Source organism: uncultured Rhodospira sp. (assembly GCF_937138205.1).
GTDB lineage: Bacteria > Pseudomonadota > Alphaproteobacteria > Rhodospirillales > Rhodospirillaceae > Rhodospira.
This window is the reverse complement of sequence record NZ_CAKZOT010000087.1, coordinates 1-24,884: the sequence shown is the minus strand read 5'-3', so window position 1 is coordinate 24,884 and position 24,884 is coordinate 1. Positions and strand designations below refer to the sequence as shown.

At 68.7% G+C, this 24,884-nt stretch carries 29 protein-coding genes and 2 tRNA genes; 13 read left to right on the top strand and 18 right to left on the bottom strand.

All coding sequences use genetic code 11. From position 1 onward, the window contains the following. Positions 1 to 163: 163 nt before the first annotated feature. The 3 genes from Q0309_RS12385 to Q0309_RS12375 form a co-directional block, all read right to left on the bottom strand. A tRNA-Arg gene (locus tag Q0309_RS12385) sits at positions 164 to 240 on the bottom strand. A gap of 192 nt (positions 241 to 432) precedes the next feature. Next, entirely contained in the window at positions 433 to 642 is a 210-nt protein-coding gene (locus tag Q0309_RS12380) for a cold-shock protein (protein ID WP_299441316.1), read from the bottom strand. Positions 643 to 989: 347 nt separating this feature from the next. Continuing rightward, complete coding sequence (locus tag Q0309_RS12375) at positions 990 to 1,916, bottom strand: AEC family transporter (protein ID WP_299441314.1); 927 nt, start codon at positions 1,914 to 1,916, stop codon at positions 990 to 992. A gap of 143 nt (positions 1,917 to 2,059) precedes the next feature. Here Q0309_RS12375 and Q0309_RS12370 point away from each other — a divergent pair, with 143 nt between their 5' ends. After that, positions 2,060 to 3,028, top strand: coding sequence for an ornithine cyclodeaminase family protein (locus tag Q0309_RS12370; protein ID WP_299441312.1), 969 nt, complete (start codon positions 2,060 to 2,062; stop codon positions 3,026 to 3,028). Between the two features lie 102 nt (positions 3,029 to 3,130). On the opposite strand, the gene rnhA is transcribed toward Q0309_RS12370, so the two are convergent. After that, a complete protein-coding gene (gene rnhA, locus Q0309_RS12365) occupies positions 3,131 to 3,607 on the bottom strand; it encodes a ribonuclease HI (RefSeq protein ID WP_299441309.1) in 477 nt (158 codons plus the stop codon). Between the two features lie 4 nt (positions 3,608 to 3,611). After that, positions 3,612 to 4,574, bottom strand: a complete 963-nt coding sequence (locus Q0309_RS12360) for a homoserine kinase (protein ID WP_299441306.1) — start codon at positions 4,572 to 4,574, stop codon at positions 3,612 to 3,614. Positions 4,575 to 4,781: 207 nt separating this feature from the next. Here Q0309_RS12360 and Q0309_RS12355 point away from each other — a divergent pair, with 207 nt between their 5' ends. After that, entirely contained in the window at positions 4,782 to 5,354 is a 573-nt protein-coding gene (locus Q0309_RS12355; RefSeq protein ID WP_299441303.1) for a hypothetical protein, read from the top strand. Between the two features lie 167 nt (positions 5,355 to 5,521). Here Q0309_RS12355 and Q0309_RS12350 read toward each other — a convergent pair whose 3' ends face one another. The 3 genes from Q0309_RS12350 to Q0309_RS12340 form a co-directional block, all read right to left on the bottom strand. Then, positions 5,522 to 6,334, bottom strand: coding sequence for a glycosyltransferase (locus Q0309_RS12350; RefSeq protein ID WP_299441300.1), 813 nt, complete (start codon positions 6,332 to 6,334; stop codon positions 5,522 to 5,524). Positions 6,335 to 6,757: 423 nt separating this feature from the next. Beyond that, positions 6,758 to 7,117 (bottom strand): iron-sulfur cluster insertion protein ErpA, encoded by a 360-nt coding sequence (gene erpA / locus Q0309_RS12345; RefSeq protein ID WP_299441297.1) that lies wholly within the window; start codon positions 7,115 to 7,117, stop codon positions 6,758 to 6,760. Positions 7,118 to 7,218: 101 nt separating this feature from the next. Beyond that, on the bottom strand, positions 7,219 to 7,923 hold the full coding sequence (locus Q0309_RS12340) for a Crp/Fnr family transcriptional regulator (RefSeq protein WP_299441294.1): 705 nt from the start codon (positions 7,921 to 7,923) through the stop codon (positions 7,219 to 7,221). 289 nt (positions 7,924 to 8,212) lie between these two features. Between Q0309_RS12340 and Q0309_RS12335 the strand changes: the two genes are divergently transcribed. The 6 genes from Q0309_RS12335 to Q0309_RS12320 all read left to right on the top strand — a co-directional run bounded on the left by Q0309_RS12335 (position 8,213) and on the right by Q0309_RS12320 (position 12,278). Continuing rightward, a complete protein-coding gene (locus Q0309_RS12335) occupies positions 8,213 to 8,713 on the top strand; it encodes an Lrp/AsnC family transcriptional regulator (protein ID WP_299441291.1) in 501 nt (166 codons plus the stop codon). A 45-nt stretch (positions 8,714 to 8,758) separates the two neighbouring features. Beyond that, entirely contained in the window at positions 8,759 to 8,980 is a 222-nt protein-coding gene (locus tag Q0309_RS12330; RefSeq protein WP_299441288.1) for a type II toxin-antitoxin system HicB family antitoxin, read from the top strand. 25 nt (positions 8,981 to 9,005) lie between these two features. Next, positions 9,006 to 9,131 (top strand): type II toxin-antitoxin system HicA family toxin, encoded by a 126-nt coding sequence (locus tag Q0309_RS18645; RefSeq protein WP_366940615.1) that lies wholly within the window; start codon positions 9,006 to 9,008, stop codon positions 9,129 to 9,131. Beyond that, a complete protein-coding gene (locus tag Q0309_RS18640; RefSeq protein WP_366940614.1) occupies positions 9,104 to 9,196 on the top strand; it encodes a hypothetical protein in 93 nt (30 codons plus the stop codon). Before Q0309_RS18645 ends, Q0309_RS18640 begins: the two co-directional genes overlap by 28 nt. Positions 9,197 to 9,382: 186 nt before the next feature. Next, complete coding sequence (locus Q0309_RS12325; RefSeq protein ID WP_299441285.1) at positions 9,383 to 10,867, top strand: NAD-dependent succinate-semialdehyde dehydrogenase; 1,485 nt, start codon at positions 9,383 to 9,385, stop codon at positions 10,865 to 10,867. Positions 10,868 to 10,901: 34 nt separating this feature from the next. Then, positions 10,902 to 12,278, top strand: coding sequence for an aspartate aminotransferase family protein (locus tag Q0309_RS12320; RefSeq protein WP_299441282.1), 1,377 nt, complete (start codon positions 10,902 to 10,904; stop codon positions 12,276 to 12,278). Between the two features lie 142 nt (positions 12,279 to 12,420). On the opposite strand, the gene rplS is transcribed toward Q0309_RS12320, so the two are convergent. The 7 genes from rplS to xseA form a co-directional block, all read right to left on the bottom strand. After that, a complete protein-coding gene (gene rplS / locus Q0309_RS12315) occupies positions 12,421 to 12,855 on the bottom strand; it encodes a 50S ribosomal protein L19 (RefSeq protein WP_299441280.1) in 435 nt (144 codons plus the stop codon). Between the two features lie 284 nt (positions 12,856 to 13,139). After that, positions 13,140 to 13,859 carry a tRNA (guanosine(37)-N1)-methyltransferase TrmD gene (gene trmD / locus Q0309_RS12310; protein ID WP_299441276.1) on the bottom strand — a complete coding sequence of 240 codons (720 nt, stop codon included), beginning with the start codon at positions 13,857 to 13,859 and terminating at the stop codon, positions 13,140 to 13,142. Continuing rightward, complete coding sequence (gene rimM, locus Q0309_RS12305) at positions 13,852 to 14,391, bottom strand: ribosome maturation factor RimM (RefSeq protein ID WP_299441272.1); 540 nt, start codon at positions 14,389 to 14,391, stop codon at positions 13,852 to 13,854. The genes trmD and rimM overlap by 8 nt, the downstream gene beginning before the upstream one ends. Positions 14,392 to 14,412: 21 nt before the next feature. After that, positions 14,413 to 14,820: a 30S ribosomal protein S16 gene (gene rpsP / locus Q0309_RS12300; RefSeq protein ID WP_299441269.1), complete on the bottom strand. Its 408-nt coding sequence runs from the start codon at positions 14,818 to 14,820 to the stop codon at positions 14,413 to 14,415. Positions 14,821 to 14,891: 71 nt separating this feature from the next. Next, positions 14,892 to 16,529 (bottom strand): signal recognition particle protein, encoded by a 1,638-nt coding sequence (locus Q0309_RS12295; protein ID WP_299441266.1) that lies wholly within the window; start codon positions 16,527 to 16,529, stop codon positions 14,892 to 14,894. A gap of 219 nt (positions 16,530 to 16,748) precedes the next feature. Continuing rightward, complete coding sequence (locus Q0309_RS12290) at positions 16,749 to 17,027, bottom strand: hypothetical protein (protein ID WP_299441263.1); 279 nt, start codon at positions 17,025 to 17,027, stop codon at positions 16,749 to 16,751. A gap of 57 nt (positions 17,028 to 17,084) precedes the next feature. Continuing rightward, entirely contained in the window at positions 17,085 to 18,566 is a 1,482-nt protein-coding gene (gene xseA, locus Q0309_RS12285) for an exodeoxyribonuclease VII large subunit (protein WP_299441260.1), read from the bottom strand. Between the two features lie 60 nt (positions 18,567 to 18,626). Here xseA and purD point away from each other — a divergent pair, with 60 nt between their 5' ends. Next, positions 18,627 to 19,931, top strand: a complete 1,305-nt coding sequence (gene purD, locus Q0309_RS12280; protein ID WP_299441257.1) for a phosphoribosylamine--glycine ligase — start codon at positions 18,627 to 18,629, stop codon at positions 19,929 to 19,931. A 7-nt stretch (positions 19,932 to 19,938) separates the two neighbouring features. On the opposite strand, the gene Q0309_RS12275 is transcribed toward purD, so the two are convergent. Beyond that, positions 19,939 to 20,367 (bottom strand): bacteriohemerythrin, encoded by a 429-nt coding sequence (locus Q0309_RS12275; RefSeq protein WP_299441254.1) that lies wholly within the window; start codon positions 20,365 to 20,367, stop codon positions 19,939 to 19,941. 882 nt (positions 20,368 to 21,249) lie between these two features. On the opposite strand from Q0309_RS12275, the gene Q0309_RS12270 reads away from it, so the two are divergent. Together Q0309_RS12270 and Q0309_RS12265 are read left to right on the top strand one after the other, a co-directional pair. Continuing rightward, the gene (locus Q0309_RS12270) at positions 21,250 to 21,624 is read left to right on the top strand and encodes a GcrA family cell cycle regulator (RefSeq protein WP_299441320.1); all 375 of its coding nucleotides are present in this window, start codon (positions 21,250 to 21,252) and stop codon (positions 21,622 to 21,624) included. A gap of 139 nt (positions 21,625 to 21,763) precedes the next feature. Beyond that, positions 21,764 to 23,065 carry a multidrug effflux MFS transporter gene (locus tag Q0309_RS12265; RefSeq protein ID WP_299441251.1) on the top strand — a complete coding sequence of 434 codons (1,302 nt, stop codon included), beginning with the start codon at positions 21,764 to 21,766 and terminating at the stop codon, positions 23,063 to 23,065. Here Q0309_RS12265 and Q0309_RS12260 read toward each other — a convergent pair. Beyond that, on the bottom strand, positions 23,002 to 23,418 hold the full coding sequence (locus Q0309_RS12260; protein ID WP_299441248.1) for a metallopeptidase family protein: 417 nt from the start codon (positions 23,416 to 23,418) through the stop codon (positions 23,002 to 23,004). The genes Q0309_RS12265 and Q0309_RS12260 overlap by 64 nt on opposite strands. Before the next feature lie 77 nt (positions 23,419 to 23,495). On the opposite strand from Q0309_RS12260, the gene Q0309_RS12255 reads away from it, so the two are divergent. Next, positions 23,496 to 23,789 (top strand): 4a-hydroxytetrahydrobiopterin dehydratase, encoded by a 294-nt coding sequence (locus Q0309_RS12255; RefSeq protein WP_299441245.1) that lies wholly within the window; start codon positions 23,496 to 23,498, stop codon positions 23,787 to 23,789. A gap of 7 nt (positions 23,790 to 23,796) precedes the next feature. Here Q0309_RS12255 and Q0309_RS12250 read toward each other — a convergent pair whose 3' ends face one another. Continuing rightward, positions 23,797 to 24,414, bottom strand: a complete 618-nt coding sequence (locus tag Q0309_RS12250) for a LysE family translocator (protein WP_299441242.1) — start codon at positions 24,412 to 24,414, stop codon at positions 23,797 to 23,799. A gap of 150 nt (positions 24,415 to 24,564) precedes the next feature. Between Q0309_RS12250 and Q0309_RS12245 the strand changes: the two genes are divergently transcribed. Then, a tRNA-Gln gene (locus Q0309_RS12245) sits at positions 24,565 to 24,638 on the top strand. The last annotated feature ends 246 nt before the right edge of the window (positions 24,639 to 24,884 follow it).

Here is a 24,884-nt window from a genome sequence, read left to right as displayed (position 1 = left end):
CTCCCCACCCCGCCTCGCGACGACGCAGTTGCCTTCGGCTCGTGGTTCCCATCACTATGGCCCACAGAGGATTTCCACCTCCAAGGTTCGTGCCATGCCTGGCACACAATGCGAAACGGCGACCCGAAGGTCGCCGTCTTGGTCGGTAAGCCCTTGAAAAAACTGGCGCGCCCGAGAAGATTCGAACTCCTAACCTTCTGATCCGTAGTCAGATGCTCTATCCAGTTGAGCTACGGGCGCCCAGGAAGCGGCCACGCCACGCGGGGCGCGAAAGGGGGACGCGACCGGCGTCGGTCGAGTCCCCGCCGTCAGGGAGCGGCCTGGATACAGAAATCGGCGGCCCCATGCAAGGCCGAAGTGACCCCGGCGAGACGGATCGTGTCCGGTCGCCGGGGCGCTTCGTGTGCGCCCTCCGGGTTGGGGGCCGGCCCGTCAGCCGAGCTGCAGGTTGACGGCGGAGGATTTGCCGCGCTTGTGGTCCACCTCGATCTCGTAGCTGATGCGCTGGCCGTCATTCAGGCCGCTCAGGCCGGCGCGCTCGACGGCGCTGATGTGCACAAAAACGTCCGGGCCGCCGCCGTCCGGGGCGATGAAGCCGTAGCCCTTGGTGCCGTTGAACCATTTGACCGAACCCGTGTTCATGTCGGTCTCTCCTTTTCTTGGGAGTGAACGTGTCTTGGGGTGGATCGGGCGCGGCGCTGGCCGCGCGCGAGGACGTGTCCTCGGGAAACGCCCGTCCCGGGTCTCTCGGCACGATGGAACGCGGTCGTGGGGGAGCGCTCGCGTGGATCGGTCGCCAGAGTCGGGAGCGGGCACCCTCCCGGGGGTGGCAACGATCGATACGGAGAGGTCCGGAGCGCATGGTCGCCGGGACGCGGCACCGGCAGCGACCTCGTCGCCTTGATTGCGCGGTCACGCACGTCCCTGTGCGACAAGAGAGATCATATCCTTGTGGGCTTGGCAATCGAATTCGGGCTCGCTTCGGCGCGTCACCGCACCAGCCCGACGAGCACCGTGATGCTGAGGACCGAGGCCAGCGTCTGCGCCGTGATGATGCCCGCCATCAGGGGCGCGTCTCCGCCCATGCGCCGCGCCAGCACATAGGACGAGGCGGAGCACGGCAGCCCCGCGTACAGCACCGCGACGGCCGTGGTGACCGCGTCCAGGCCGGCCAAGACGCTGCCGCCCCACACCAGCAGCGGCAGCACGGCCAGCTTGATCGCCGTCGAGGCCGCCACCGGCGCGGCGGCGTGGCCAAGGTGGCGGAACGACAGGCCGGCCCCCACCGCCAGCAGGGCCACGGGCAGGGCGGCGCGCCCCAGGATCTCCAGCATCGGCCCGATCACCGGCGGCAGACCGACACCGCTCGCGTTGAGAATAATCCCAAGCGCGCAGGCGAGGATCAGCGGGTTGGTGGCGATGCCCCGCGCGACGCGCGCCGCGGACGCCGACTGGCCATCCCCGTGGCGGGCCAGGCAACTCACCGCCAACACGTTGACCAGCGGCACGACCACGGCAACGCTGATGGCCGTCAGCGTCACGCCCAACTCGCCGAACAGGGCCGCCGCCACCGCCAGCCCGATGTAGGTGTTCGGCCGGATGGTGCCCTGGAACAGGCTGGTGAACGCGGACGCGTCCATGCCCAGGCGGCGCTGCAGCGCCGGCCGCGCCGCCACCACGGCCCCCGCCACCGCCAGCACGGCCAGCGCCTGTACGCTCATCAACGGCCCCCAGGCCACCGTCGTCATGTCGGCCTTGGCCAGGTTGGCGGTCAGCAGCGCCGGAAAGGTGACGGTGTAGGTCAGCGTCTCCGCCGGCCCCCAGAAGGCATCGGGCACCCAGCGGCGCCGCTTCAGGGCGAAACCGAGCAGGATCACGAGAAAGACCGGCAGCACGGCGGCCAGGGTGTCGGTCATCGGAGACTCCGGCGGGACGCGGGCGTGCTCATGCTACGCGCATCGCGGGGGCGGACACAAACCGGGTTGTCCGGCTTGACAGCGCCGTCCGCTCCCGCCGAGCCTGCCCCATGCCTGCAACGGATCGCCGGAGAGCCCCCGCCATGCACCACATCGATGCCGACACCCTGGCCCGCCTCGTGCCGCCCCGCGCCCTGGTCGACGCCCTGCGCGCCCTGTTCGCCAGCGGCGCCGAGGCGCCCCTGCGCCATCACCACGCCCTGCCGGCGCGGGAGGGAGAGCGCCCGGCCGCGCTGCTGCTGATGCCCGCCTGGCAGCCGACGGTCGACGGCTACATCGGCGTCAAGGTGGCCACCGTGTTCCCGGACAATCCGGGCCGGCGCGACCTGTCGGCGGTGTCGGCCCTGTACTATCTGGCCGAGGGCGGCAGCGGCCGGCCGCTGGCGATCGTGGATGGCACCCTGCTGACGCGCCTGCGCACCGCCGCCGCGTCGGCGCTGGGGGCCGACTATCTGGCGCGGCCGGACGCGGCGACGCTGCTGATGGTCGGCACCGGCGCGCTGGCCCCGCATTTCATCCGCCACCACGCGGCGGTGCGGTCGTACGCGCGGGTGCTGGTCTGGGGCCGCGATCCCGCCAAGGCCGCCGCCGTCGCCGAGGCGGTGGCGCCGGACCTGCCGGAGGTCGAAGTCAATGCGGTCGCCGACCTGCGCGCGGGCGTCGACGCCGCTGATGTGGTCTCCTGCGCCACCTCGGCCACCAGCCCCGTGGTGCCGGGGGCCTGGCTGCGGCCGGGCCAGCACCTGGACATGGCCGGCGCCTTCACGCCGCACATGCGCGAGACCGACGACGAGGCGATGCGGCGGGCGCGGGTGTTCATCGACACCGACGGCGCGACGGTGGAGGGCGGCGACATCGTCCAGCCGCTGCAGTCCGGCGCGCTCAGCCGCGACGACATCCAGGGCGACCTGTTCCATCTCTGCCGGGGCGAGCGGCCCGGCCGCGCCGGGGCGGACGAGATCACGGTGTTCAAGTCCGTCGGCACGGCCCTGGAGGACCTGGCGGGCGCCGCGCTGGCGTTTGAGCGGTATACGGCCCACCATCCGAAATGACGGCTCCCATCCCAAAAGCCCTGGATTGCGTCGTCGCTTCGGGCCTCGCATTGTGGCTCGGACAAAGAGCGGCGTCGGGCTCGGGGTCTTCATGGCGTCGGTTCAGGGACCGTCTTCCGACGTTGTTTCCTTGCGCAGCGTCGCGCACGCCGCCCGTGCCAGTGCGTCCACTCGTTCGTTCTCGGGGTGGCCGGCGTGGCCGCGCACCCACTGCCACCGCACCGTATGCGGCGCCAGCGCCGCGTCCAGCCGGCGCCACAGGTCCTCGTTCTTGACCGGCGTCTTGGCCGCCGTCTTCCAGCCCTTGCGCTTCCAGCCGTCGAGCCATTCCGTGATGCCCTTCATCACGTATTGGCTGTCGGTGACGATGCGCACCGGGCACGGCCGTTTCAGAGCCTCCAGACCGGCGATCACGGCCATCAGTTCCATCCGGTTGTTGGTGGTCCGTGGCTCGGCCCCGGACAATTCGCGCTCGTGGCCCCGATAGACCAGCAGCGCCCCCCAGCCGCCCGGCCCCGGATTGCCGGAACAGGCCCCGTCGGTGACCAGGATGACCTCGGTGTCGCGGGCATCGCTCACGCTCTCACTCCAGCCCGTAGGCGCGGACATCGGCCACGCCCCGATGAAAGCGCAGCTTGTCCAGGTACTCGCGCGGGTCCTTCGGTTTGACCAGGGCGCCGTCGGGCGTATTCACCCAGTCGTACAGGCGGGTGAGCAGGAACCGGATCGCCGCGCCCTGCGCCAGCAGGGGCAGAGCCTGCCGTTCCGCTGGGTCGAGCGGGCGCGCGGCCTCGTAGCCGTCGAGCAGGCGGCGTGCCTTGGTCACGTTGAACTCGCCCCGGGTCTCGAAGCACCAGGCGTTCAGGCACACCGCCACGTCGTAGGCCAGGAAATCCGTGCAGGCGAAATAGAAGTCGATCAGCCCGGAAATCTCGTCCCGCAGAAAAAAGACGTTATCCGGGAACAGATCGGCATGGATCACCCCGACGGGGAGATCGCGGGGCCAGGCCGCCTCCAGGTCCGCCAACGCTTCGTCGAGTTCGGCCGCCAGCCCGGGGCAGACCTCGTCGGCGTGATCGGCACAGCGGTCGAACAGCGGCCGCCAGTCGTCCACCCCCAGGCCATTGCGCCGAGTGCCCGGGAAGTCGCGTCCCGCCGCGTGCAGATGCGCCAGCGCCGTGCCCAGGCGGTCGCAGTGGTGCGGCGTGATGCGGCGCGGCCACATGCCGGGCAGGAAGCTGACCATGGCCGCCGGGCGCCCGGCCAGCGTGCGCAGGGTCTCGCCGTCCCGGCCGCGGATGGGCGTCGGGCTGGGGATGCCGCGCGCCGCCAGATGATCCATCAGGCCGAGAAAGAACGGCAGATCGCCCGGGTCGACCCGCCTTTCGTACAGCGTGAGGATCAGCGGCCCGGTCTCGGTCTGCACCAGGAAGTTCGAGTTCTCCACGCCCTCGGCGATGCCCTTGCACGACAGGGCGCGCCCCACCTGGTACTGCTCCAGGAAGGCATCCAATTCATCGTCGGTGACTTCGGTGTAGACGGCCATGGAAACGGGAGCGGGCGGGAAGGGCCACCAGACACGCCCGCAATTTAGGGCAGACGACGGCGGGCGGCGTGAGTATGGTGGGCGCACGGACGCGAGGACCCGATCCGGGTCGTTGTAGCCGATCCGCCCGCCGGACGCCACCACCGTCCCGCCGGGGGCCCCTGCCCCGCCACTCGCCCTTGTTCGCCATCGACCGGAACCGTCTTCATGGCCGCCGCCTCGTCCTTTCCTCGCCCCACGGGCCTCGCCCTCGCGGGCCTTGTGGGTCTCGGCTTTCTGCTGTCCGCCTGCTCCAACGCCGTGTTCAAGCGTGAGGAGACGCGGCCCTGCCCGCCGGTGCGGCTGGAGGCCTCGACCGCGCAACTGACGCAGTTTCGGCCCGGGCCGGGCCGCGACCTGACCGACGTGGTGCTGGAGGCCGATCTGACCGGGTATCAGGGGGCGTGCCAGTACGACGACGACGAGGGGGTGGTACGGGTCGACCTGACCCTATCGTTCGCCGCCGCGCTGGGGCCGGCGGCCACCGAGCGGCGGCAGGCGTTCGCGTACTACGTGGCGATTCCCCGTTTCTACCCCGATCCCAAGGGCAAGCAGGTGTTCGAGACAGCCATCGCCTTTCCCGAGGGCACCGACCGAGTGCGCTACGCCGGGGAGGAGTTGAGCTTGGAGCTGCCCATCGCCGAGAGCGGCACGGCCGAGGACCTCCCGGTCTACGTCGGTTTCCAGCTCACGCCCGAGCAGATGGAATACAACCGCGCCCAGGGCGCCGGCGGGCGGTGAGGTGGGCTGGCCGTCCCACCGCCTCCGTCCTGTTCACGTGGGTCATCGCTCAGGAATCCCCTCATTTCTGGAATACACAATTAAATTAACGGGTTAGCGTACAGGCCGACTCCGTGCAACGCATTGATTTTCCAGCGCTTTTCGAAAATGAGGGGATTCCTGAGGGGTCATCGGTGCCGGAGGCTCAGTAGCCCATCGCGGGCGCTTCTCACTGGAAAAAGAAATACATTCTCAAGCAGACGAGTGGTCGCGTTTGGGCTATTGGCGGATTCAAGCAAATGCTCTGGGAAGAGCCCATCCGCATGACTGGCTGGAACACGCCAGCCCCGAATTTTGTTTGAAACATTTTCCCCATGCACGACCTGAAGCCACCCGCCGCGGCCACCAATTTGCCTTATGGGAACATGCTTGTGCAGTTCCATGTGCTTAATAGAATTCGCTGTACACATTGTTTCATTCATAGGCTCAAGCAAGCTGAAGAACGCGTTTTTTGGGTGCCTTTGAAAATATAGCCGGTTCTTGTTCAGAATATACCCATTCAAGAAGTTGAATGCACACCGTTCAGGGTGCACGCCTTCCACGGCTGAGTGAAGACGCTCAACATGACATGTGGACAAACCGTCATCATTGTCGAGTCGAGTGGTCAAAATCCATTGCGGACGAGCCGAAAGAGACATCAATACGGCCTCGGCCCAGCCCCGGCTGTCAAAAAAGCCCGTGTAATAGGGTATGAAGGGCGCCTTCTGTCGGGAGGCTTCGATCCGCCGACGGAACTCTTCCGGAGTGTCCTTGTCAAATAGGATAATCCAGTAGAATTTCTGATCCGTTTGAGATGACATCGACGGCACAGTAAATTTCTCAAAAATCTCAAAACGCCGAGCGAGCCAACCTGGCCTATTCCGTAGATCCGACTCACGGCCCGGCGAAGCAATGTTAAAACGAGTAATAAATGCGTGAATGTAGTCCTCGTTCACGCGCATTCTTTCCTCCTCTGTAGCGCAGGATATATATCTCAATACATCTCAAGAGACGTTCAGCGATTCTTTTTCAGATAGAGTCGTTCTGCTTGGAGTGTCGGAAAGGTCCACTCCGCGACTCCGTCACCGAACGTCCGGACGCTCGGGGTGGCCGATTGACGGAACGGACAGGACCCGTGTCCACGGACCGCGAAACCGTTCGAACTGTCCAGAAATTACGGCTCGCCACCCCTCAGGCGACTATACAGAGGTGAGCTGCATGACGGAACCGCCATTGCGCGCAGGCCGGATGGTGCTCCGGTTTGATTGGTTTTGCAGGCCACCACTGCCGACACTGGAGCGGACCGCGACATCACTCCGGACGGGCCGCGCGGCGCCCGAAACGGCCGTACCGGTACGATCCGCGCCCGACTACACCGCGCCCGACTACACCGCGAACGAGGTGCCGCAGCCACAGGTGGCCGTGGCGTTGGGGTTGCGGATGGTGAAGGCGGCGGCCATCAGGTCCTCGACATAGTCGATCTCGGACCCGTCCAGCACCTCAAGCGAGGCCTCATCGACGACGACGCGAATGCCGTGGGCCTCGAACACGCGGTCGTCGTCGGCCACCACCCGGTCCAGGTCAAACCGATACTGGAAGCCCGAACAACCGCCACCGTCGACGATCACGCGCAGCATGGGCGCCGGCGCCGGTTCATCGGCGATCAGCGTGCGCACGCGCGCGGCGCAGGCCTCGCTGACGGTCAGTGCGCCGGACGCGGCGGGAAGGGTCTGGGCATCGGTCATGGTCGTGCGGTCCCGCATCTCGGAGTGGGAAGCCAGTCTTGTGCCATGTAGGCGGCGCGGCGCGGGCTGTCGAGGGGCCATGGCGCGCGCCCGCCGCCGGATCAGGCGCCGGCGATCAGGCGCAGGGCCTCGACATCGCAGTCGTAGAGGTTGGGACCCTTTTCGGCCAGGATGCCCTCGCGACGGAACTCGGCGACCACCCGGCTGGCCGTTTCGGTGGTCACGCCGAGCATGGCGCCCATGTCCTCGCGCCCGAACAGGGCGCATTCGCGGGTGGCCCCGTCGTCCATCAACAGGAGCAACAGGCGGGCGACCCGCGCCTTGGCGCCGCCGGTGGACAGGCTGGTCAGCCACGCGTCGGCCTGTCGCACGTTCTGCTGCCAGCGCTGCATCAACTGCGCGTGCATTCGCGGCGTTCCCTCGGCCAGCCGATTGACGACCTCGCGCGGGATGCGACAGGTCAGGGCGCTGCGCAGGGGAATGGCCGTATGTTCATAGTCCTGGCCCAGCACGGCCTCCAGGCCGGCGGTATCCCCGGGACGCAGCAACCGCACGATACGCTGGCTGCCGTCGGCCAGATAGCGCACCAGTTTCACCAGCCCGGTGCGGACGGTGAACACCGCCACGCCGGGGTCACCCACATGGTACAGGGCCGAGCCCGGCTCGAACTGGATCTCGTCGATCGGCAGGTGGATGTGGCCGAAATCTGTCTCCTGAAGGTCGGAGAACAGGGCCAGTTCGCGAATGCCGCATTTCCGGCATTCGGCCTGGCCCCGCCACGCATCCTCGATCGCTTTGTCTCGCACCGGGGGGTCCCCGCTAGGTCTGAACGGTCCACGCCTCTGGATACACGCCTCTGGATATAGGCACGCCAAGGCGGCGGCGCATGGTCCCCCACCTTGTGTCCCTTGTGCCGCTGATCCAGGGTACTGGAACGACAGGTGCGCGTCCATGCGCACAGGGTGATACAGCCTTGTCTTCGCGCCCGGTTCCGTTCCATATACGCCAACGGGCTGCGGCCTGTCGGCCGGGGCCCGGAGTGGGGGCGCCCCGCCGGCGGCGCCGACGCTCGCCTGGACCACCGTGGCGGGGTGCATGAAGACGAACGGCGTGAAACTCGACGACCGCGACCTGCGGATCATCGCGATCCTGCAACGGGACGGCCGCGTCTCCAAGACCGAACTGGCGCGCCGCGTGAACCTGTCCTCCACCCCCTGCTGGGAGCGTCTGCGCCACCTGGAGGACGCCGGCATCATCGAGGGCTACGAGGCCCGGGTCTCGTTGAAGGCCTTTGGCCCGCTGACCCAGGTGGTCATCACGGTCGAACTGGAGAGCCACCACGCCGACGACTTCGCCCGCTTCGAGGCCGGTATCCAGGCCGTGCCCGAGGTGTACGAGTGCGATGCACTGGGTGGCGGCATCGACTATGTGCTGAAGGTGCTGGCGCGCGACCTGGACGACTACCAGCGCGTGGTTGACGGCCTGCTGGCCGCCGGCCTGGGCATCCGGCGCTATTTCACCTATGTCGTCACCAAGCCGGTCAAGCGCGAGCCGCCTCCGGTGACGCGGTTGGCGAGCGAGGGAGAGAGACTATAGGGCGCATTGTTCCGACCGAACGGTGCCGTTCAAGGAGACTCCGTCATGATCCGACACCTGACCACAATCATTGAACGCGAGGGCGACGGCTACGTGGCGTGGTGCCCGGCGCTGGATATCGCAAGCCAAGGCGACACGGTGGAGATGGCCCGCGCCAACGTTCAGGAGGCGGTCTCTCTGTTTCTGGAAACGGCCCCGGCTGAGGAAGTTGCGGGGCGCCTGAAGAGTGAGGTCTTCGTAACGGACGTCGAGGTGGCGTTTGGGTAAGCGGTCCGTTCGGTCGGGCCGGGACGTGGTCCGCATCCTTGAGGCGCACGGCTTTCGCCTGGTCAGGCAACGCGGCAGTCACATTATATCATGCAACGCGCCGACGAGACGGGGACAACCACTGTGCCTGTTCCGGACCACAAGGAACTGAAACCGGGCGTCCTGGCCTGCATCATCCGGCAGAGCGGATTGACGCGCTTCGACTTTGAACCGTGAACGGCCGCAGGGTAGACCGTAGCAGGATAGAGCTTACGGCGGGGTCGCGCCGCAGGCTGCCTTCCTGTCCCGGCCGCCCCTCGCAGGCAATTCCTCTCCCCGCTCCGCACACATCAGAACCACTTCCAGCGGCCGTTCCCGTACTCTGGGGGCCGTGATCAGACCCCGAACCCCTGGGAGACTCCCATGCCGCGTCCCGCGACCGGCGCGGACCGCGTGTCCGCGTCCCTGACCGATCCCGCGCTGTTTCGCACCCAGTCCTACATCGGCGGCGCGTGGCGGGACACCGCCTCCGGCCGCGTCGTCGAGGTGGCCAACCCCGCCGACGGCGCCGTCATCGGCGCCGTCCCCGCCCTGACCGCCGAGGAAAGCGCCGAGGCCGTCGCCGCCGCGCACGGCGCGTTCTGGGACTGGTCGCACACCCTGGGCTGGGAGCGCTCGCGCATCCTGCGCCGCTGGTACGACCTGATGGCCGCCGCCCGCGACGACCTGGCCGTCATCATGACGCTGGAGCAGGGCAAGCCGCTGTCGGAGTCCAAGGGCGAGATCGACTACGCCGCCTCGTTCATCGAGTTCTACGCCGAGGAGGCCAAGCGCCCGAACATCGAGGGCGTGACCAGTCACCTGCCCGACGCCGAGGTCGAGATCTGGCGCGAGCCAGTGGGCGTCTGCGCGCTGGTGACGCCGTGGAACTTCCCCAGCGCCATGATCACCCGCAAGGCCGCCGCCGCCATGGCGGCCGGCTGTCCGGTGGTGGTGCATCCCTCGCGCGAGACCCCGTTCTCCGCCCTGGCGCTGGCCGAACTGGCCGCGCGCGCGGGCGTGCCGGCGGGCGTGTTCAATGTGGTCACCGGCCGCTCGTCGGAGGTGGTGCCGCCATGGATGGAGTCCCGCCGCGTGCGGGCGTTGTCCTTCACCGGCTCGACCGAAGTGGGCAAACTGCTCTATCGCCAGTCGGCCGACACGGTCAAACGCATGGTCATGGAACTGGGCGGGCACGCGCCCCTGCTGGTGTTCGCCGACGCCACCTTTGACGAGGCGGTGGCCGAGGGCATCAAGGCCAAGTTCGCCACCTCCGGCCAGGACTGCCTCGCCGCCAACCGGCTGTTCGTCGAGCGCCCGATCTATGACAAGTATTGCGAGGCGTTCGCCGAGGCGACCGCCGCCCTGACCGTCGGCCCGGGGATGGACGACCCGGACATCGGCCCGCTGATGAACGAGGCGGCGGTGAAGAAACAGGAAGAGCAGGTGGCCGATGCCCTGGCCAAGGGCGCACGGCTGCTGTGCGGCGGCAAGCGCCACGCCGCCGGGCCGCTGTTCTTCGAGCCCACGGTGCTGGCCGACGTGCCACCGGAGGCGCTGATCTGGCAGGAGGAGACCTTCGGCCCGGTGGCCGCGCTGGCGCCCTTCGACACCGAGGACGAGGCCATCAAGCGCGCCAACGACAGCGAGGCCGGCCTGGTCGCCTACCTGCACACCAACGACCCGCGCCGCATCTACCGCGCCAGCCGCGCCTTGCGGTATGGCATGGTCGCCGTCAACCGCACCAAGGTGACCGGCGCCCCGATCCCCTTCGGCGGCTACAAGCAGTCGGGCATCGGCCGCGAGGGCGCCCGCCTGGGCATGGAGGCCTTCACCGAGGTCAAGTACGTCTGTCGCGACTGGGCGTAGGCCCCGACAAGGAACGAAAGGAACACGAAAAACAATGCTCACCAACGATCAACTCTCCGCCTGGGACCGGGCGCATTTCATGCACCCCTCGACCCATCTGGCGCAGTTCGCCCGGGGCGAGGCCGCCAACCGCATCATCGCCGGCGGCTCCGGCGTGTACGTCGAGGACCGCGACGGCACCAAGCTGCTGGACGGGTTCGCCGGGCTGTACTGCGTCAACGCGGGCTACGGCCGCGCCGAGATCATCGACGCCATCGCCGAACAGGCCCAGACGCTCGCCTACTACCACGCCTACGTCGGGCACGGCACCGAGGCGTCGATCACCCTGGCGAAGATGATCGTGGACCGCGCGCCCGAGGGCATGAGCCATGTCTACTACGGCCTGAGCGGCTCCGACGCCAACGAAACCAACATCAAGCTGGTCTGGTACTACAACAACACCCTGGGCCGGCCGAAAAAGAAGAAGATCATCTCACGCTGGCGCGGCTATCACGGCTCCGGCTTGATGACCGGCTCGCTGACCGGCCTGCACATGTTCCACAAGCAGTTCGACCTGCCGCTGCCGTACATCAAGCACACCGAGGCGCCGTACTACTATCACCGCCCCGAGGCCGGCATGAGCGAGGCCGAGTTCTCGACATGGTGCGCCGAGCAACTGGACGCTCTGATCCAGGCCGAGGGGCCGGAGACCGTGGCCGCGTTCATCGGCGAGCCGGCGCTGGGCACCGGCGGTCTGGTACCGCCGCCCGAGGGCTACTGGGCGGCCATCCAGGCGGTGCTGGACAAGTACGAGATCCTGCTGATCGCCGACGAGGTGGTGACCGGCTTCGGCCGCCTGGGCTCCATGTTCGGCGCGGACCACTACGGAATGCGGCCCGACATCATCACCATCGCCAAGGGCCTGACGTCGGCCTATGCGCCGCTGTCGGGCTCGATTGTGTCGGACACGGTCTATGACGTGCTGATGCAGGGCACCGACACGATCGGCCCGTTCGGCCACGGCTGGACCTATTCCGCGCATCCGATCGGGGCCGCCGCCGGCATCGCCAACCTCAAGCTGATCGACGAGCTGGGTCTGGTGGACAACGCCGGCAGCGTCGGCGCCTACCTGAAGGAAGGGCTGACGGCGGCGCTCGGCAAGCACCCCAACGTTGGCGAGGTGCGCGGCGAAGGCCTGCTGTGCGCGGTGGAACTGGTCGAGGACCGGGCCGAACGGCGCTTCTTCGATCCCGCCAAGAAGGTCGGGCCGAGCACGGTCGGGGCCATGCTGAAGCACGGGGTGATCGCCCGCGCCATGCCGCAGGGCGACATCATCGGCCTGGCGCCGCCGCTGTGCCTGACCAAGCCTGAGGCGGATACCATCATCGAAGCCACCCGCTCCGCCGTCGAGGACGTGCTGGGCCGGGGGTGAGGCGGGCGAAGCCCGTCATTGCGAACCCTCGTCGCAAGACGAGGGTGAAGCAATCCAGAGCGTCAAGCGCAAATATCCGCCCTGGATTGCTTCGGCGCTGCGCGCCTCGCAATGACGTGCACGGTGTCGGACCCGAACGAACCTACTTGTCCTTGGCGCTGGCGGCGTCCTTGCGCGCCTTGGAGACCTCGCGCTCGTGATGCAGCGCCTTCTGCGTCGCCGTGCCGTCCTCGACGATACGGGCCGAGCGGCCGCGCCGGCCGCGCAGGTAGTACAGCTTCGCGCGGCGCACCTTGCCTCGGCGCACCACCTCGATGCGGTCGATGGTCGGGGCGTACAGCGGGAAGACGCGCTCGACACCCTCGCCGAACGAGATCTTGCGCACCGTGAAGGTGCTGTTGAAGCCGGCGTTGCGGCGGGCGATGACCACGCCCTCGTAGACCTGGATACGGCTGCGCTGGCCCTCGACCACCTTCAGGTGGACCTTGACGGTATCACCGGGCGAGAACTCCGGCACGCCGCGCTGCTCCAGGGCCTTTTCGATCTGCTCTTTTTCAAGCTCTTGGATGAGGTTCATGGTCTGTCGTCCTTTCGCATCAATCTTGGTTGGTCTTGATTGGCGTTCTTTTTTGGTTTCTCGCCCTTTAGCCTGACAGGTCAGGCTAAAGGGCTCCGCCGCTTCGCGGCGCCGGCGCGGTCGCGCCGGATAAGTGAGCCCATACCCGGGCGACCGCCCGGGCGGGCCGAAGGCCCGGAGCCCCGCGAGGTCCGAAGGACCGAGCTGGGGCGATAAAGAACAAAGACTAGCCCGGGTTTGGCACACTCCATCCGATTCGACCGCGTCTGCGCGGCGAATCCGCCCTACTCCTTCTCCACATACCGCGCCCACAGATCGGGCCGCCGGTCCCGCGTGATCGCCTCGGCCTGTTCGCGCCGCCACCGGGCGACCCGCCCGTGATGGCCCGACACCAGAACCTCCGGCACCGTCCGCCCGTCCCACACCTGCGGCCGCGTGTAGTGCGGATACTCCAGCAGGCCGGTCTCGAAACTCTCCTCCTCCAGCGATTCGGCCTTGCCCGTCACCCCGGGCAGCAGCCGCACCACCGCGTCCAACATCACCAGCGCCGCCGGCTCGCCCCCGGAGAGGACGACGTCGCCGACGCTCACCTCTTCCATGGACCAAGCATCGATCACGCGCTGGTCCAGGCCCTCATAGCGGCCGCACACCAGGGTCACCCCCGGCCCGGCGGCCAGGTCCCGCACCAGCGGCTGATCCAGCACCCGCCCGCGCGGGGACAGATAGATCAGCCGCCGCCCGCCGGCCGGATCGTGGTTGGCGGCGATCGCGTCGCTCACCACGTCGGGCCGCATCACCATGCCGGCGCCGCCGCCGAACGGCGTGTCGTCGACCGTGCGGTGGCGATCCCGGGCATAGTCCCGGATGTCCACCGCGTCCAGCGCCCACAGCCCCTCGGCCAGCGCCCTGCCGGCCAGCGAGACCCCCAGCGGCCCCGGGAACATCCCGGGAAACAGGGTCAGCACCACCGCCGTCCAGGGGAGTCCACCATCGGCCTCACCCATGGCCAGCGTCCTCGGTCCCGTCCTCCAGCAGCCCCGGCAGATCGGCCACCACGACCCGGCCCGCCGTCAGGTCCACCACCGGCACGGCGGCCCGGGTGAAGGGGATCATCAGGGACTTGGCGCCCTCGGCAGGCGGCCGCAGTTCCAGCATATCCCCGGCCCCGAAGTCATGCACCGCGCGCACCGTTCCCAGCGCCGTGCCGTCCTCCCGTTCCACCGCCAAGCCGATCAGATCGGCGTGGTAGTACTCGTCCTCGTCCTCGGCCGGTGGCAGCGCCGCGCGCGGCACGTACAACCGCAGGCCCTTCAGCGCCTCGGCGGCGGTGCGGTCGTCGATGCCGTCGAACCGGCACAGCACCACGCCTTTCGCCGGTCCGACCACCGACAGGCGCCACGACCGTGCCCCATCCTCGGTGGAGACGGGGCCGTAGGCGGCGACGTCGGCGGGGTCGGCCGTGAAGCTCTTGACCCGCACCACGCCGCGCACGCCGTGCACGCCGACCACCACGCCCAGGCAGACCCGATCGGCCATGGTCCTGGCTCCCCGGAGGGATTACGCGGTCTCGCCGCCCTCGCCCTCGCCGGCGCCACCCTCCGCCTCGGCCGCCGCCGCGGCGGCCGCCTCGGCCTTCTCGCGCGCCTCGCGCAGGCGTTCCTGCGCCTTGGCCTTGGGCTGGTTCTTCTTGGTCTGCTCGGGGCGCGGACGGGCATCCATCAGGCCGGCCTCGGTCAGGAACTTGGCCACGCGATCGGTCGGCTGGGCGCCGTTGGCCATCCAGTGGCGGATGCGGTCCTCCTTGAGGCGAATGCGCTCCTCGTGCTCGCGCGGCAGCAGGGGATTGTAGGTGCCCAGCTTTTCAAGGAAGCGGCCGTCGCGCGGCGAGCGCGAGTCGGCCAGAACCACGCGATAGAACGGCCGCTTTTTGGCGCCACCCCGGGCCAGACGGATTTTCAGGGACATGGTGATCGGATCTCCTTCGTTTTGGTGTTCTTGGTGTTCGGTCTACTTTTTGCGGCCCTTGGGCCGCGTCTCTATTTCTTGCGGCCCTTCGGCCGCTGGCTCATCAGGTTGGCCGGCACACCGGAGCGCCCGGGACCGCCCGCGCCCAGGCCAGGCGGCAGGGCCGGCCCACCGCCGCCCCCCGCACCGAGCCCAGGCGGCAGCTTGCCGTCGGCCAGTTCGGGCGGCAGTTCGCCCCGCTGCGCCATGTCGGCCAGCATCTTCGGGTCCATGTCGCCCATGTCGGGCGCGCCGCCACCGCCGCCGAACATGCCGCCCATGCGTTCGGCCATGCCCTTCATGCCGCCCATCTTTTTGACCTGCTTCATCATCTGCGCCATCTGCTGATGCTGTTTCAGCAGCTTGTTGACCTCCTGCACGGTCGAGCCGGAGCCGGCGGCGATGCGCTTCTTGCGCGAGGCCTTGATGATGTCGGGATAGCGCCGCTCGCGCCGCGTCATGGACAGGATGATGGCTTCCTGGCGCTTGATCATCGAATCGTCGATGTTGGCGGCCTCGATCTGCTTTTTCATCTTGCCGACGCCGGGCATCAGGCCGAGAAGACCCTTGATGTCGCCCATGCGGCGCACCTGGCGGAACTGGGAGAGCATGTCCTCCAGGTCGAACTTGCCCTTCTCCATGCGCTTGGCGAGCTTTTCCGCCTCGCCCATCTCGATCGAGCGGGCCGCCTTCTCCACCAGGCTGACGACGTCGCCCATGCCGAGGATGCGCCCGGCCACCCGGTCGGCCTGGAACTCTTCCAGCGCGTCCATCTTCTCGCCGGTGCCCATCAGCTTGATGGGCCGGCCGGTGACGGCCCGCATGGACAGGGCGGCGCCGCCCCGGGAGTCGCCATCCACGCGGGTCAGGACGATGCCCGAGATGCCGACCTTTTCCTGGAACTCGGTGGCGACGACCACCGCGTCCTGGCCGATCATGGCGTCGGTGACGAGCAGGGTCTCGGCCGGGTTGGTGACCTTGCGGACCTCGGCCACCTCCTCCATCAGCTCTTCGTCGATGGCCAGACGGCCGGCGGTGTCGAGGATGACGACGTCGTAGCCGCCCTTGCGGCCCTCATCCAGCGCCCGCTTGGCGATCTGCACCGGCTTCTGGCCCATGATGATGGGCAGGGTGTCGACGCCGGTCTGCTCGCCCAGCACGGCCAACTGATGCTGGGCCGCCGGGCGCTGCACGTCCAGCGAGGCCATCAGCACCTTCTTGCGCTGCGTGGTCTTCAGGCGCAGGCCGATCTTGGCCGAGGTGGTGGTCTTGCCCGAGCCCTGCAGGCCGACCATCAGGATCGGCACCGGCGGCGTGGTGTTGAGATCCAGCGCCTCGGTCACGCGGTCGCGCTTGCGGGCGCTCCGGTCGTCCTCGTCCTCGTCGTCCGCCGCGCCGCCGACCTCGCCGGCCAGCATCTCGACCAGGGCGTCGTGAACGATCTTGATGACCATCTGGCCCGGAGTGACGGACTTCAGCACCTCCTGACCGACGGCGCGCTCGCGCACCTTGGAGACGAAGTCCTTGACCACGGGCAGGGCGACGTCGGCCTCCAGGAGGGCGACGCGCACCTCCCGCATGGCCTCCTTCACGTCGTCCTCGGAGATGCTGCCCTTGCCGCGCAGCTTCTCCAGAACGTCGCCGAGACGACCCGACAGCCCTTCGAACATGACCAAACCCCAAGCCTGATGGTCGGCGTCGCATTGCGTCGCGTTACGCCAACAGCAAACGCGCCAGTGCGCGAACCCTCGCGGACTGGCGGGCCGCCGTGGCGGCAAACGTCACGACCGAATGCGGTACGATAACGGTCCGGCCGGACCGGGTCCGGACGGAAGACGGCTTTTTAGGCCGGCGAAGCCCCGGGAGTCAATGAAAGGATGGGAAGGCGCTCACCCAAAAGAACGGCCACCCAACCGGTCCCCGTGTGTCCGCCGCATTCGGGTGGTGAAGGCGTCCGTCCCCTCCCAGGGAGCAAACGGCCCCGCGCGACCGGCGTCCACGGCCTTGCGAACGTCGTCAAGGCTCATGCCCAGGTGGCCTTCAAGGTCGAAGGCCACGCGGTCCCGCAGCAGGGTCAGCGCCGCCGTCACCGCTTCCTCCTCGGAGGCGGCGGCGCCGCTGGCCAACACCTCGCGCACCAGCGTCTTCTGTTCAGGCGTCAGGGTCATCGACATGCCTACACCATACGGCGGCGTGGGCCGCAGGCCAAGCGCCCACGCGCCTCCTCACAACCCATCCAGCAAGTCCCCCTGCCGCGTGTCGCTCGCCTTGCCGCGTTTGCCGGCGGGACGGCGGGGCGAGGGTGCGGGCGAGGGTGCGGGCGTGGATGGCGCGGGCTCCGCCGCCGCCCCACCGATCGTCGCCCCAACCCGCCCGTCCGCGAATTGCAGCGTCACCCCCTGGCCCGCCGTGACCGAGGCCGCCGCCGTCACCGGCCGGTCGTCGCCCGCGTCGCGCACCAGCACGAAGCCCCGCTCCAGCACCTTGCGGAACGAATAACTCTCCAGCAGGCGGGCGGCGGCGTCCAGGCGCGTGGCGGAGTCCGCCACCGCACGCCGCGCCGCGCCGTCCAGCCCCTTGCCCAGGTGGCGCAGCTCGCTGGCGCGTAGCGTCACCAACTCGCGCGGGCTGCGCAGGCGGGCGAACAGGCGGTCCACCTCGGCGTGGCGGCGCTCCAGCAGCGTCGGCCAGGCCAGCGCCAGCCGCTGCGCCCGGTCGTCCAGGCGCTGCGTCTGGTCCTCGACCAGCCGGCCCAGATCGGGCAGGCCGCGCGCCAGCCCGGTCAGCCGCGCCGCCCGGTCCTCCAGCAGCCGCCCCATGGCGCCCAGCAGGCGGCGGCCGTCATCGCTCACCTGGGCCATCAGGTCCAGGCGCACCGGCACCACCATCTCGGCGGCGCCGGTGGGGGTGGGGGCGCGCAGGTCGGCGGCGAAATCGATCAGGGTGGTGTCGGTCTCGTGCCCGACCGCCGAGACCAGCGGAATGGACGACGCGGCGGCGGCGCGCACCACGGCCTCGTCGTTGAAGGCCATCAGGTCTTCCAGGCTCCCACCGCCGCGCGCGACGATCAGCACGTCCGGGCGCGGCACCGGCCCGTCCGGGGCCAGGGCGTTGAAGCCCTCGATGGCCGCGCGCACCTCTCCGGCCGCCTCCTCGCCCTGCACGCGCACCGGCCAGACCAGCACATGCACCGGAAAGCGGTCGTTCAGGCGGTGCAGGATGTCGCGGATCACCGCGCCCGTCGGCGAGGTCACGACGCCGACCACGCGGGGCAGGAAAGGAAGGCGCCGCTTGCGCTCGGTGGCGAACAGGCCCTCGGCGGCGAGGCGGCGCTTGCGCTCCTCCAGCATCTTGAGCAGCGCGCCCTCGCCGGCCAGATCCAGCGACTCGATGATGATCTGATAGCTCGACCGGCCGGGGTAGGTGGTCAGGCGCCCGGTGGCGATCACTTCCAGGCCTTCCTCCGGCCGCACCGACAACTTGGACAGCGTGCCGCGCCAGACGATGCCGTCCAGCACCGCCTGATCGTCCTTCAGGCGCAGGTAGCAGTGGCCGGAGCCGGCCACCTTCGGCTGGCTGATCTCGCCCCTGACACGCACGCGGCCGAAAGCGTCCTCCACGGTCCGCTTGAGGGACTGGGACAGCTCGGAGACCGTGACCTCCGGCAGATTGTGGGCGGTGCTGGGCGCGTCGGGTTCTGTGGTCATGGGCCAACGATATGCTAGATACGGCGCCAGGCGCAAAGATGTCAGAGGGGAGACGTAGCGATGAAGGTCCTGGTGGTCGGCGGCGGCGGACGGGAGCACGCCTTGTGTTGGGCCATCGCCACGTCACCCCGTTGCAAGGCGCTGTGGTGCGCCCCGGGCAACGCCGGCATCGCCGAGGTGGCCACCTGCCTGCCCGGGGTGGGCGCCGAGGATCTGGACGCGATATTGGATGCCTGCCGCGCCCACGCCATCGACCTGGTGGTGGTGGGGCCGGAGGCACCATTGGTGGCCGGGCTGGTCGACCGGCTGGAGGCCGCCGGCATCGCCGCCGTCGGCCCCTCGGCAGCGGCGGCGCGCCTGGAGGGCTCCAAGGCGTTCATGAAGGACGTGCTGGCCGAGGCTGGCGTTCCCACGGCGCGCAGCGCGACCTTCACCGATCCGGCCGCCGCCAAGGCGCATGTGAAGGACCGGGGCGCCCCGTGCGTGGTCAAGGCCGACGGGTTGGCCGCCGGCAAGGGCGTCCTGTTGTGCGAGACCGAGGGCAAGGCCCTGGCGGCGATCGACGCGCTGATGACCGACCGGGCGTTCGGCGCCGCCGGTGATTGCATCGTGATCGAGGACTGGCTGCAAGGCGAGGAGGCCAGCGCCTTCGCCCTGTGCGACGGCACGACGGCGGTGTGGATGGGCGCCGCCCAGGACCACAAACGGGTTGGAGAGGGCGACACCGGCCCCAACACCGGCGGCATGGGCGCCTATGCGCCGGCGCCGATCGTCGACGACGCCATGGCCGGGCGCATCATGACCGAGATCATGCAGCCCACCGTGGAGGCCATGGCGGCGCGCGGCACACCGTTCAAGGGCGTGCTGTTCGCCGGCCTGATGATCGACGACACCGGGCCAACGGTGCTGGAGTTCAACGTCCGATTCGGCGATCCCGAGTGCCAGGTGCTGTTGGCGCGGCTGGACGGCGACCTGCTCGACCTGCTGGAGGCGACCGCGCACGGGCGACTGGCGGACGTGCCGGCGCCGCGCTGGCAACCGCGAACGGCGCTGGTGGTGGTGATGGCGGCGCGCGGCTATCCCGGCACGTACGAAAAGGGCACGGCCATCGGTGGCCTGGAGGCCGCCGGCGCCGTCGAGGGCGTGACGGTGTTCCATGCCGGCACCCGCCGCGATGCGGGCGGCACGATCCTGGCCAACGGCGGGCGGGTGCTGGGGGTGACGGCGCTCGGCGGCAGTGTCAAACAGGCCCGGGCGCGGGCGCACGCGGCCATCGACGTGTTGTACTGGCCCGAGGGCTACTGCCGGCGCGATATCGGCTGGCGGGCGATCGCGCGGGAGACGGCGACTCGCCCGGAGAGTTGATGGCGGCCTACGCCGCGTCGGTCGGCGCCTGGGTGGCGTCACGCGTCATGTAGGGGCGGTATTTCATGTCCTCGCCCAGGATGTGCGTGGTCAGCCAGTTGGACAGGAACGCCTGCAAAGGCGCCAGGTTGCTCTGGGTCGGGTCCTCCAGGAACTTCTGTTCGAAGCTGACCATGCGCCGGCGGATGTCGCGATGGATGCGCACGTGGGCGTCGGTGTCGGGATAGCGGCTCAGGCGCATGAGCCGTTCCTCCGACTCGAAATGGTACTCGGTGTAGCGCACCAGGTCCCGGATGATGGTCAGGATGGAGGGCGCGCCCTCACCGCCCTGGGCGAGGTCGTCCAGTTGGTTGAGCAAGGCAATAAGCCTCTGGTGATCCTGGTCGAGCATCTCGACGCCCACGCTCATCCCGTCTGTCCATTCGATCTGCACCATCGCCTCTGTCCGGTTTGCTGTCGGTGATCGCCGCCGCCCGTTGCGCGGACGCCCCGTGCGCTGGGCCACCGCCCGCCGGGCCACCACGCTCCACTGTCGCACGCGTGCCACAGCGTCCGACCGTTAGAGAGTTGGGGACTCCATAGCGTTGCGAATACGCAATGCGCCCGCCCAATATCCATGTGCGCCTATACACGATGACGCCGGACGAGGGAAACGGGATCCGCGCTCCCCGGCCGGCGGCGGGGCGGACGTAGTGGCGCGGCGGCGGCCATCCGACCGCGTTCAGCGTCCGTAAAGAGGTTCATGCGAGGATAGAGGGGAACGGACGCGGCCGTTCGTCATTGCCATAGGGGATGAATGAGGCGTAAAGGGCCAGTTCAGCGGCCCTGCGTTGTGCATTGCAGCATATTCCGAACGTCTTGAAACTTTTTGCATTTTCCTCTTTACAGAGGCCCCGTGATAGGCCATATATCGCATCGCAGCACGGGGTCCCTTCGCGCCGCGAAGCCGTGTTGTGTATCTTGGACGTTTCCTCCCTAAACTTGGGCCGTGCTCGCGCGCGGCCCCTTTTTTTTCGGGTCGTCGGTGGAACCAACGGCGTTTCGCCCGTGGCGGGGGCGTGCGCGCGCCTTCGGTGATGGCGGTCGGATCAGCCGAATGATATAGTCGCTCCGTCAGGGGTTGAACCGGGACGCGGCCGAACGCGATCAGGCGCCAGAGTCGGGCGCCAAGAGTTGCGGGTCAAGACCGGCACACCAGAAGGGCAACACCCAACGGTCTCGGGGCGGCCGGGGGGGTTGGCACGGTGGGTGAGGGAAGCTCATCCGCCGCAACGGATCGTATTCATTCGCGGGCACGGAGGGCTGGACCAGGATGACCGTGGTATGGACGGACGAACGCGTGGATGAATTGAAACGCTTGTGGGGCGAAGGCCTCACCACGGGCGAGATCGGCAAGGCCCTGGGCGTGTCGAAGAACGCCGTGGTCGGCAAGGCGCATCGCCTGGGGCTGGAGTCCCGACCCTCGCCCATCAAGCGCGTCAAGCCGGAAAAGACCAAGCAGGAGCCGAAGATCCGCTCGGTCATCGACCTGTCCGCCCACACGTGCCGATGGCCCATCGGCGACCCGCGCGAACCGGGGTTCCACTTTTGCGGCAAGCCAGCCCTCCCCGGCAAGCCGTACTGTGCCGAACATGCCGCCATCGCCTACGTCAACTCGTCCAGCCGGGGCGGCAAGGACGAGGACGCCGCCTAGCGGCGGTGCCGTGCCTCACCGCCCCGTCCGACCCGTCGTCCAGCAACGCCTTTTCGAGCGACGCCTGTCTTGCGACTCCGGCCGGCTGCGTCCCGCCGGATGAGGCGAGGCGCGCGGACCACATCGGATTCTTGGTTTCATGCCTTCCCCTGCCGAGTCGGTCCGCGCCGACCGCTTTCCCGATCCGCGCTCCCGCACCGTCGCCGTGCTGCTGACGGCGCTGGTGGCGTTCGGGCCGGTGTCGACCGACCTCTACCTGCCGTCGCTGCCGGCGATGGTCGACGCGTTCGGCACCACGGTCAGCCGCGCGCAGTTGACGCTGTCCATGTTCATGGCCGGGTTCGCCGTGGGGATGCTGATCTACGGACCGCTGGCCGACCGCTTCGGCCGCCGCCCGGTCTTGCTGGGCGGCATTGTCCTGTATGTGGTCGCCTCGGTCGCCTGCCTGGTGGCCGCCAGCGTCGAGGGCCTGATCGCCGCGCGGTTCTTCCAGGCCGTGGGCGCCTGCTGCGGGCCGGTGATCGGCCGGGCCATTGTGCGCGACATCCATGACCGGATCGAGGCGGCGCGGATGCTGTCGCTGATGGCCTCGGCCATGGCTCTGGCGCCGGCGGTGGCGCCGATCATCGGCGGCTGGATGTTCGTGCACTTCGGCTGGCGGGCGAATTTTGTGTTGCTGACGCTGTTCGGCGTCGCCGTGCTGGTGGCCGCCTGGCGCTTGTTGGCCGAGACCCACCGCCATCCGGACCCCGGCGCCCTGCGGCCTAGCCGAATGCTGGGAACCTATGCGTTTCTGCTGCGCAGCCCGGTGTTTCTCGGCTATACGCTGGTGGTCAGTTTCGGGTTCGCCGGGCTGTTCGCCTTCATCAGCGGCTCGTCGTTCGTCGTCATCGATGTGCTGGGCGTGGCGCCAGAGCACTTCGGCTTCGCCTTCATGGCGGTGGTGGTGGGGTACATTCTGGGCGCCTCCAGCGGCGGCCGCCTGAGCGGCCGACTGGGGCTGGACCGGCTGATCCTGGCCGGCACGATCCTGTGCGTGTTGGCCGGCGGGACGGGCGCCGCCCTGGCCTGGGCCGGCGTGCAGTCGCTGGCCGCCGTGATTCCGTGCATCAGCGTCTATTTCTTTGCCGTCGCCTGGATCATTCCGCTGGGCACCGCCGGCGCCATGGGGCCGTTCCCGCGCGTCGCCGGGGCGGTGTCGTCGCTGCTGGGCTTCATCCAGATGGCCGTGGGCTCGACCGCCGGGTATCTGGTGGGAGCACTGCACGACGGCACGACACGCACGCTGATGACCATCATCGCGCTGATGGGCGTGTGTGCCCTGGTTGTCTTCGTCACGCTGTTGCGGCGCGCCCGGCGCGGCGCGGAGCCGTCGGCTCAGGACTCGTCCTCGTCCGCCGCCTCGATCGCCTCCATGTCCGCGTCCGACAAGCCGAAGTGATGGCCGATCTCGTGGATCAGCACGTGACGGATCACATGCGTCAGGTCCTCGCCCGTCTCACACCAGTAGTCGAGAATCGGCGACCGGTACAGAAACACGCGGTCGTGATCCTGGGGGACATGCAGGACGCTCTTTTCGGTCAACGCGACGCCCTGGTACAACCCCAGCAGGTCGAACGGGCTTTCCAGCCCCATCTCGGCGCAGGTCTCCTCGTCGGGGAACTCGGCGATGTGGATCGGCACGCCCTCGATCGCCTCGCGCATGGGCTCGGGCAGGGTGGCCAGGGCCTCCTGGGCCAGGGCGTCCAGGTCGGCCAGGGTGGGCGGAGCGGTGAAGCGCGGGGCGTCGGTCATGGCGGCGGATGTCGGCGGTGGGGTTGATCGGGAGCGGCTGACGGCCAATGTGCCGGGTGTAGCATGAGGAGGAGATTATGTCCGCACCGCTGAGCGACGCCGCCCGCGCCGAGGCCCTGGCCGCCCTGCCGGGCTGGGCGCCGGTGGAGGGCCGCGATGCCATCCACAAGACCTTCACCTTCCGCGACTTCAACGAGGCGTTCGGGTTCATGGCCCGGGTTGCTTTGGTCGCCGAAAAGTCCAATCACCACCCCGAGTGGTCCAATATCTATAAGACCGTCGAGGTGACCCTGTCGTCGCACGACGCCGGCGGGGTGACGGAACGGGACGTGGCGCTGGCCAAGGCCATGGACGCCATCGCCGGGCCGTAGCGCGCCGTCACCGCGTCGCCAAGAGCCGCACCCCGAACAACACGAACACGGTGCCCGCGAGGGCCTCAAGGCCGCGCCGCGCGCGCCGATAGAGGCGGCGCGGGCCATCGAGGCCCAGGGACCAGGCCACCGCGCCGTACCACACGCCGGACAGCCCGACCATGACGGCGACGATGGCCAGCCCCAGGCCAAGGCCCGGGTCCGCCGGCAGCACGGCCGCCACCATGCTGGCCACAAACGTGCCGCTCTTGGGGTTGGTGGTCACCGTCAGGAACCCGCGCGCGACCGCGCGGTGCGCCGGTCTTGGAGCGGCCAGGGCCTCTGGCGCGGGATTGGCCGGCCGGCGCGCCGTCCACAGCAGGCGCAGGCCCAGCCAGATCAGATAGGCGCCGCCAACGGTCTTGAACACCAGATAGGTCCACGGCGCCGCCGCGAACATCACCCCCAGGCCGAGCACGCCGGCGCCGCCCCACAGCGCGGTGCCGAGCATGATCCCCAGCACGCTCCAAGCCGCCGCGCGGCGCGAGGCCGCCAGCGCCGCATGGGTCACAACCACGAAGTTCGGCCCGGGCGTGACCACGGCGATGCCCCACAAGAGCGCGACGGAGAGCAGGGTGGCGTCCATGACACGAACCCTTCCCGTGCGGGTTGACGATCAGGCCGGCCGGCCCGGGTGAATCGCGGTGAGCGGCCCCAGACTTGGGACTTGACGGCGCGGCGGACGTTCGACAAGTTTGCCAGCCTTCCGGGTCCGTTGGCCAGACACCGGAACGCATGGGGCGTAGCCAAGCGGTAAGGCAGCGGGTTTTGGTCCCGCGATCCCAGGTTCGAATCCTGGCGCCCCAGCCAGCTTATCACTCTGCTGAAAGATCAATCGCGTAGCGGCGTCCCCGGCGCCGTTCTGGTCCTTGTTCCTGGTCCAAGTCAGTGGAACACGGTCGTCCCAGGACACGGCCGAGGGCTCGCTGCGGCATTGCATCCCAATCGCGTGGAGACTGACGCCCCTCTGCCTTTGGCTGAGTCCGCCGCGCGAATGCAGGATTTGAGCGAGACGCTCGGCGTTCCCGTGGATGTCCTTACGCCGGACGACCTGCC

What these genes read in the sequence shown, in the direction of transcription:
- Q0309_RS12380 (WP_299441316.1), bottom strand. Translation starts at nt 642, where the DNA reads ATGAACACGGGTTCGGTCAAATGGTTCAACGGCACCAAGGGCTACGGC.
- Q0309_RS12375 (WP_299441314.1), bottom strand. Translation starts at nt 1,916, where the DNA reads ATGACCGACACCCTGGCCGCCGTGCTGCCGGTCTTTCTCGTGATCCTG.
- Q0309_RS12370 (WP_299441312.1), top strand. Translation starts at nt 2,060, where the DNA reads ATGCACCACATCGATGCCGACACCCTGGCCCGCCTCGTGCCGCCCCGC.
- Q0309_RS12360 (WP_299441306.1), bottom strand. Translation starts at nt 4,574, where the DNA reads ATGGCCGTCTACACCGAAGTCACCGACGATGAATTGGATGCCTTCCTG.
- Q0309_RS12355 (WP_299441303.1), top strand. Translation starts at nt 4,782, where the DNA reads ATGGCCGCCGCCTCGTCCTTTCCTCGCCCCACGGGCCTCGCCCTCGCG.
- Q0309_RS12350 (WP_299441300.1), bottom strand. Translation starts at nt 6,334, where the DNA reads ATGCGCGTGAACGAGGACTACATTCACGCATTTATTACTCGTTTTAAC.
- erpA (WP_299441297.1), bottom strand. Translation starts at nt 7,117, where the DNA reads ATGACCGATGCCCAGACCCTTCCCGCCGCGTCCGGCGCACTGACCGTC.
- Q0309_RS12335 (WP_299441291.1), top strand. Translation starts at nt 8,213, where the DNA reads ATGAAGACGAACGGCGTGAAACTCGACGACCGCGACCTGCGGATCATC.
- Q0309_RS12330 (WP_299441288.1), top strand. Translation starts at nt 8,759, where the DNA reads ATGATCCGACACCTGACCACAATCATTGAACGCGAGGGCGACGGCTAC.
- Q0309_RS12325 (WP_299441285.1), top strand. Translation starts at nt 9,383, where the DNA reads ATGCCGCGTCCCGCGACCGGCGCGGACCGCGTGTCCGCGTCCCTGACC.
- Q0309_RS12320 (WP_299441282.1), top strand. Translation starts at nt 10,902, where the DNA reads ATGCTCACCAACGATCAACTCTCCGCCTGGGACCGGGCGCATTTCATG.
- rplS (WP_299441280.1), bottom strand. Translation starts at nt 12,855, where the DNA reads ATGAACCTCATCCAAGAGCTTGAAAAAGAGCAGATCGAAAAGGCCCTG.
- trmD (WP_299441276.1), bottom strand. Translation starts at nt 13,859, where the DNA reads ATGGGTGAGGCCGATGGTGGACTCCCCTGGACGGCGGTGGTGCTGACC.
- rimM (WP_299441272.1), bottom strand. Translation starts at nt 14,391, where the DNA reads ATGGCCGATCGGGTCTGCCTGGGCGTGGTGGTCGGCGTGCACGGCGTG.
- rpsP (WP_299441269.1), bottom strand. Translation starts at nt 14,820, where the DNA reads ATGTCCCTGAAAATCCGTCTGGCCCGGGGTGGCGCCAAAAAGCGGCCG.
- Q0309_RS12295 (WP_299441266.1), bottom strand. Translation starts at nt 16,529, where the DNA reads ATGTTCGAAGGGCTGTCGGGTCGTCTCGGCGACGTTCTGGAGAAGCTG.
- Q0309_RS12290 (WP_299441263.1), bottom strand. Translation starts at nt 17,027, where the DNA reads ATGACCCTGACGCCTGAACAGAAGACGCTGGTGCGCGAGGTGTTGGCC.
- xseA (WP_299441260.1), bottom strand. Translation starts at nt 18,566, where the DNA reads ATGACCACAGAACCCGACGCGCCCAGCACCGCCCACAATCTGCCGGAG.
- purD (WP_299441257.1), top strand. Translation starts at nt 18,627, where the DNA reads ATGAAGGTCCTGGTGGTCGGCGGCGGCGGACGGGAGCACGCCTTGTGT.
- Q0309_RS12275 (WP_299441254.1), bottom strand. Translation starts at nt 20,367, where the DNA reads ATGGTGCAGATCGAATGGACAGACGGGATGAGCGTGGGCGTCGAGATG.
- Q0309_RS12265 (WP_299441251.1), top strand. Translation starts at nt 21,764, where the DNA reads ATGCCTTCCCCTGCCGAGTCGGTCCGCGCCGACCGCTTTCCCGATCCG.
- Q0309_RS12260 (WP_299441248.1), bottom strand. Translation starts at nt 23,418, where the DNA reads ATGACCGACGCCCCGCGCTTCACCGCTCCGCCCACCCTGGCCGACCTG.
- Q0309_RS12255 (WP_299441245.1), top strand. Translation starts at nt 23,496, where the DNA reads ATGTCCGCACCGCTGAGCGACGCCGCCCGCGCCGAGGCCCTGGCCGCC.
- Q0309_RS12250 (WP_299441242.1), bottom strand. Translation starts at nt 24,414, where the DNA reads ATGGACGCCACCCTGCTCTCCGTCGCGCTCTTGTGGGGCATCGCCGTG.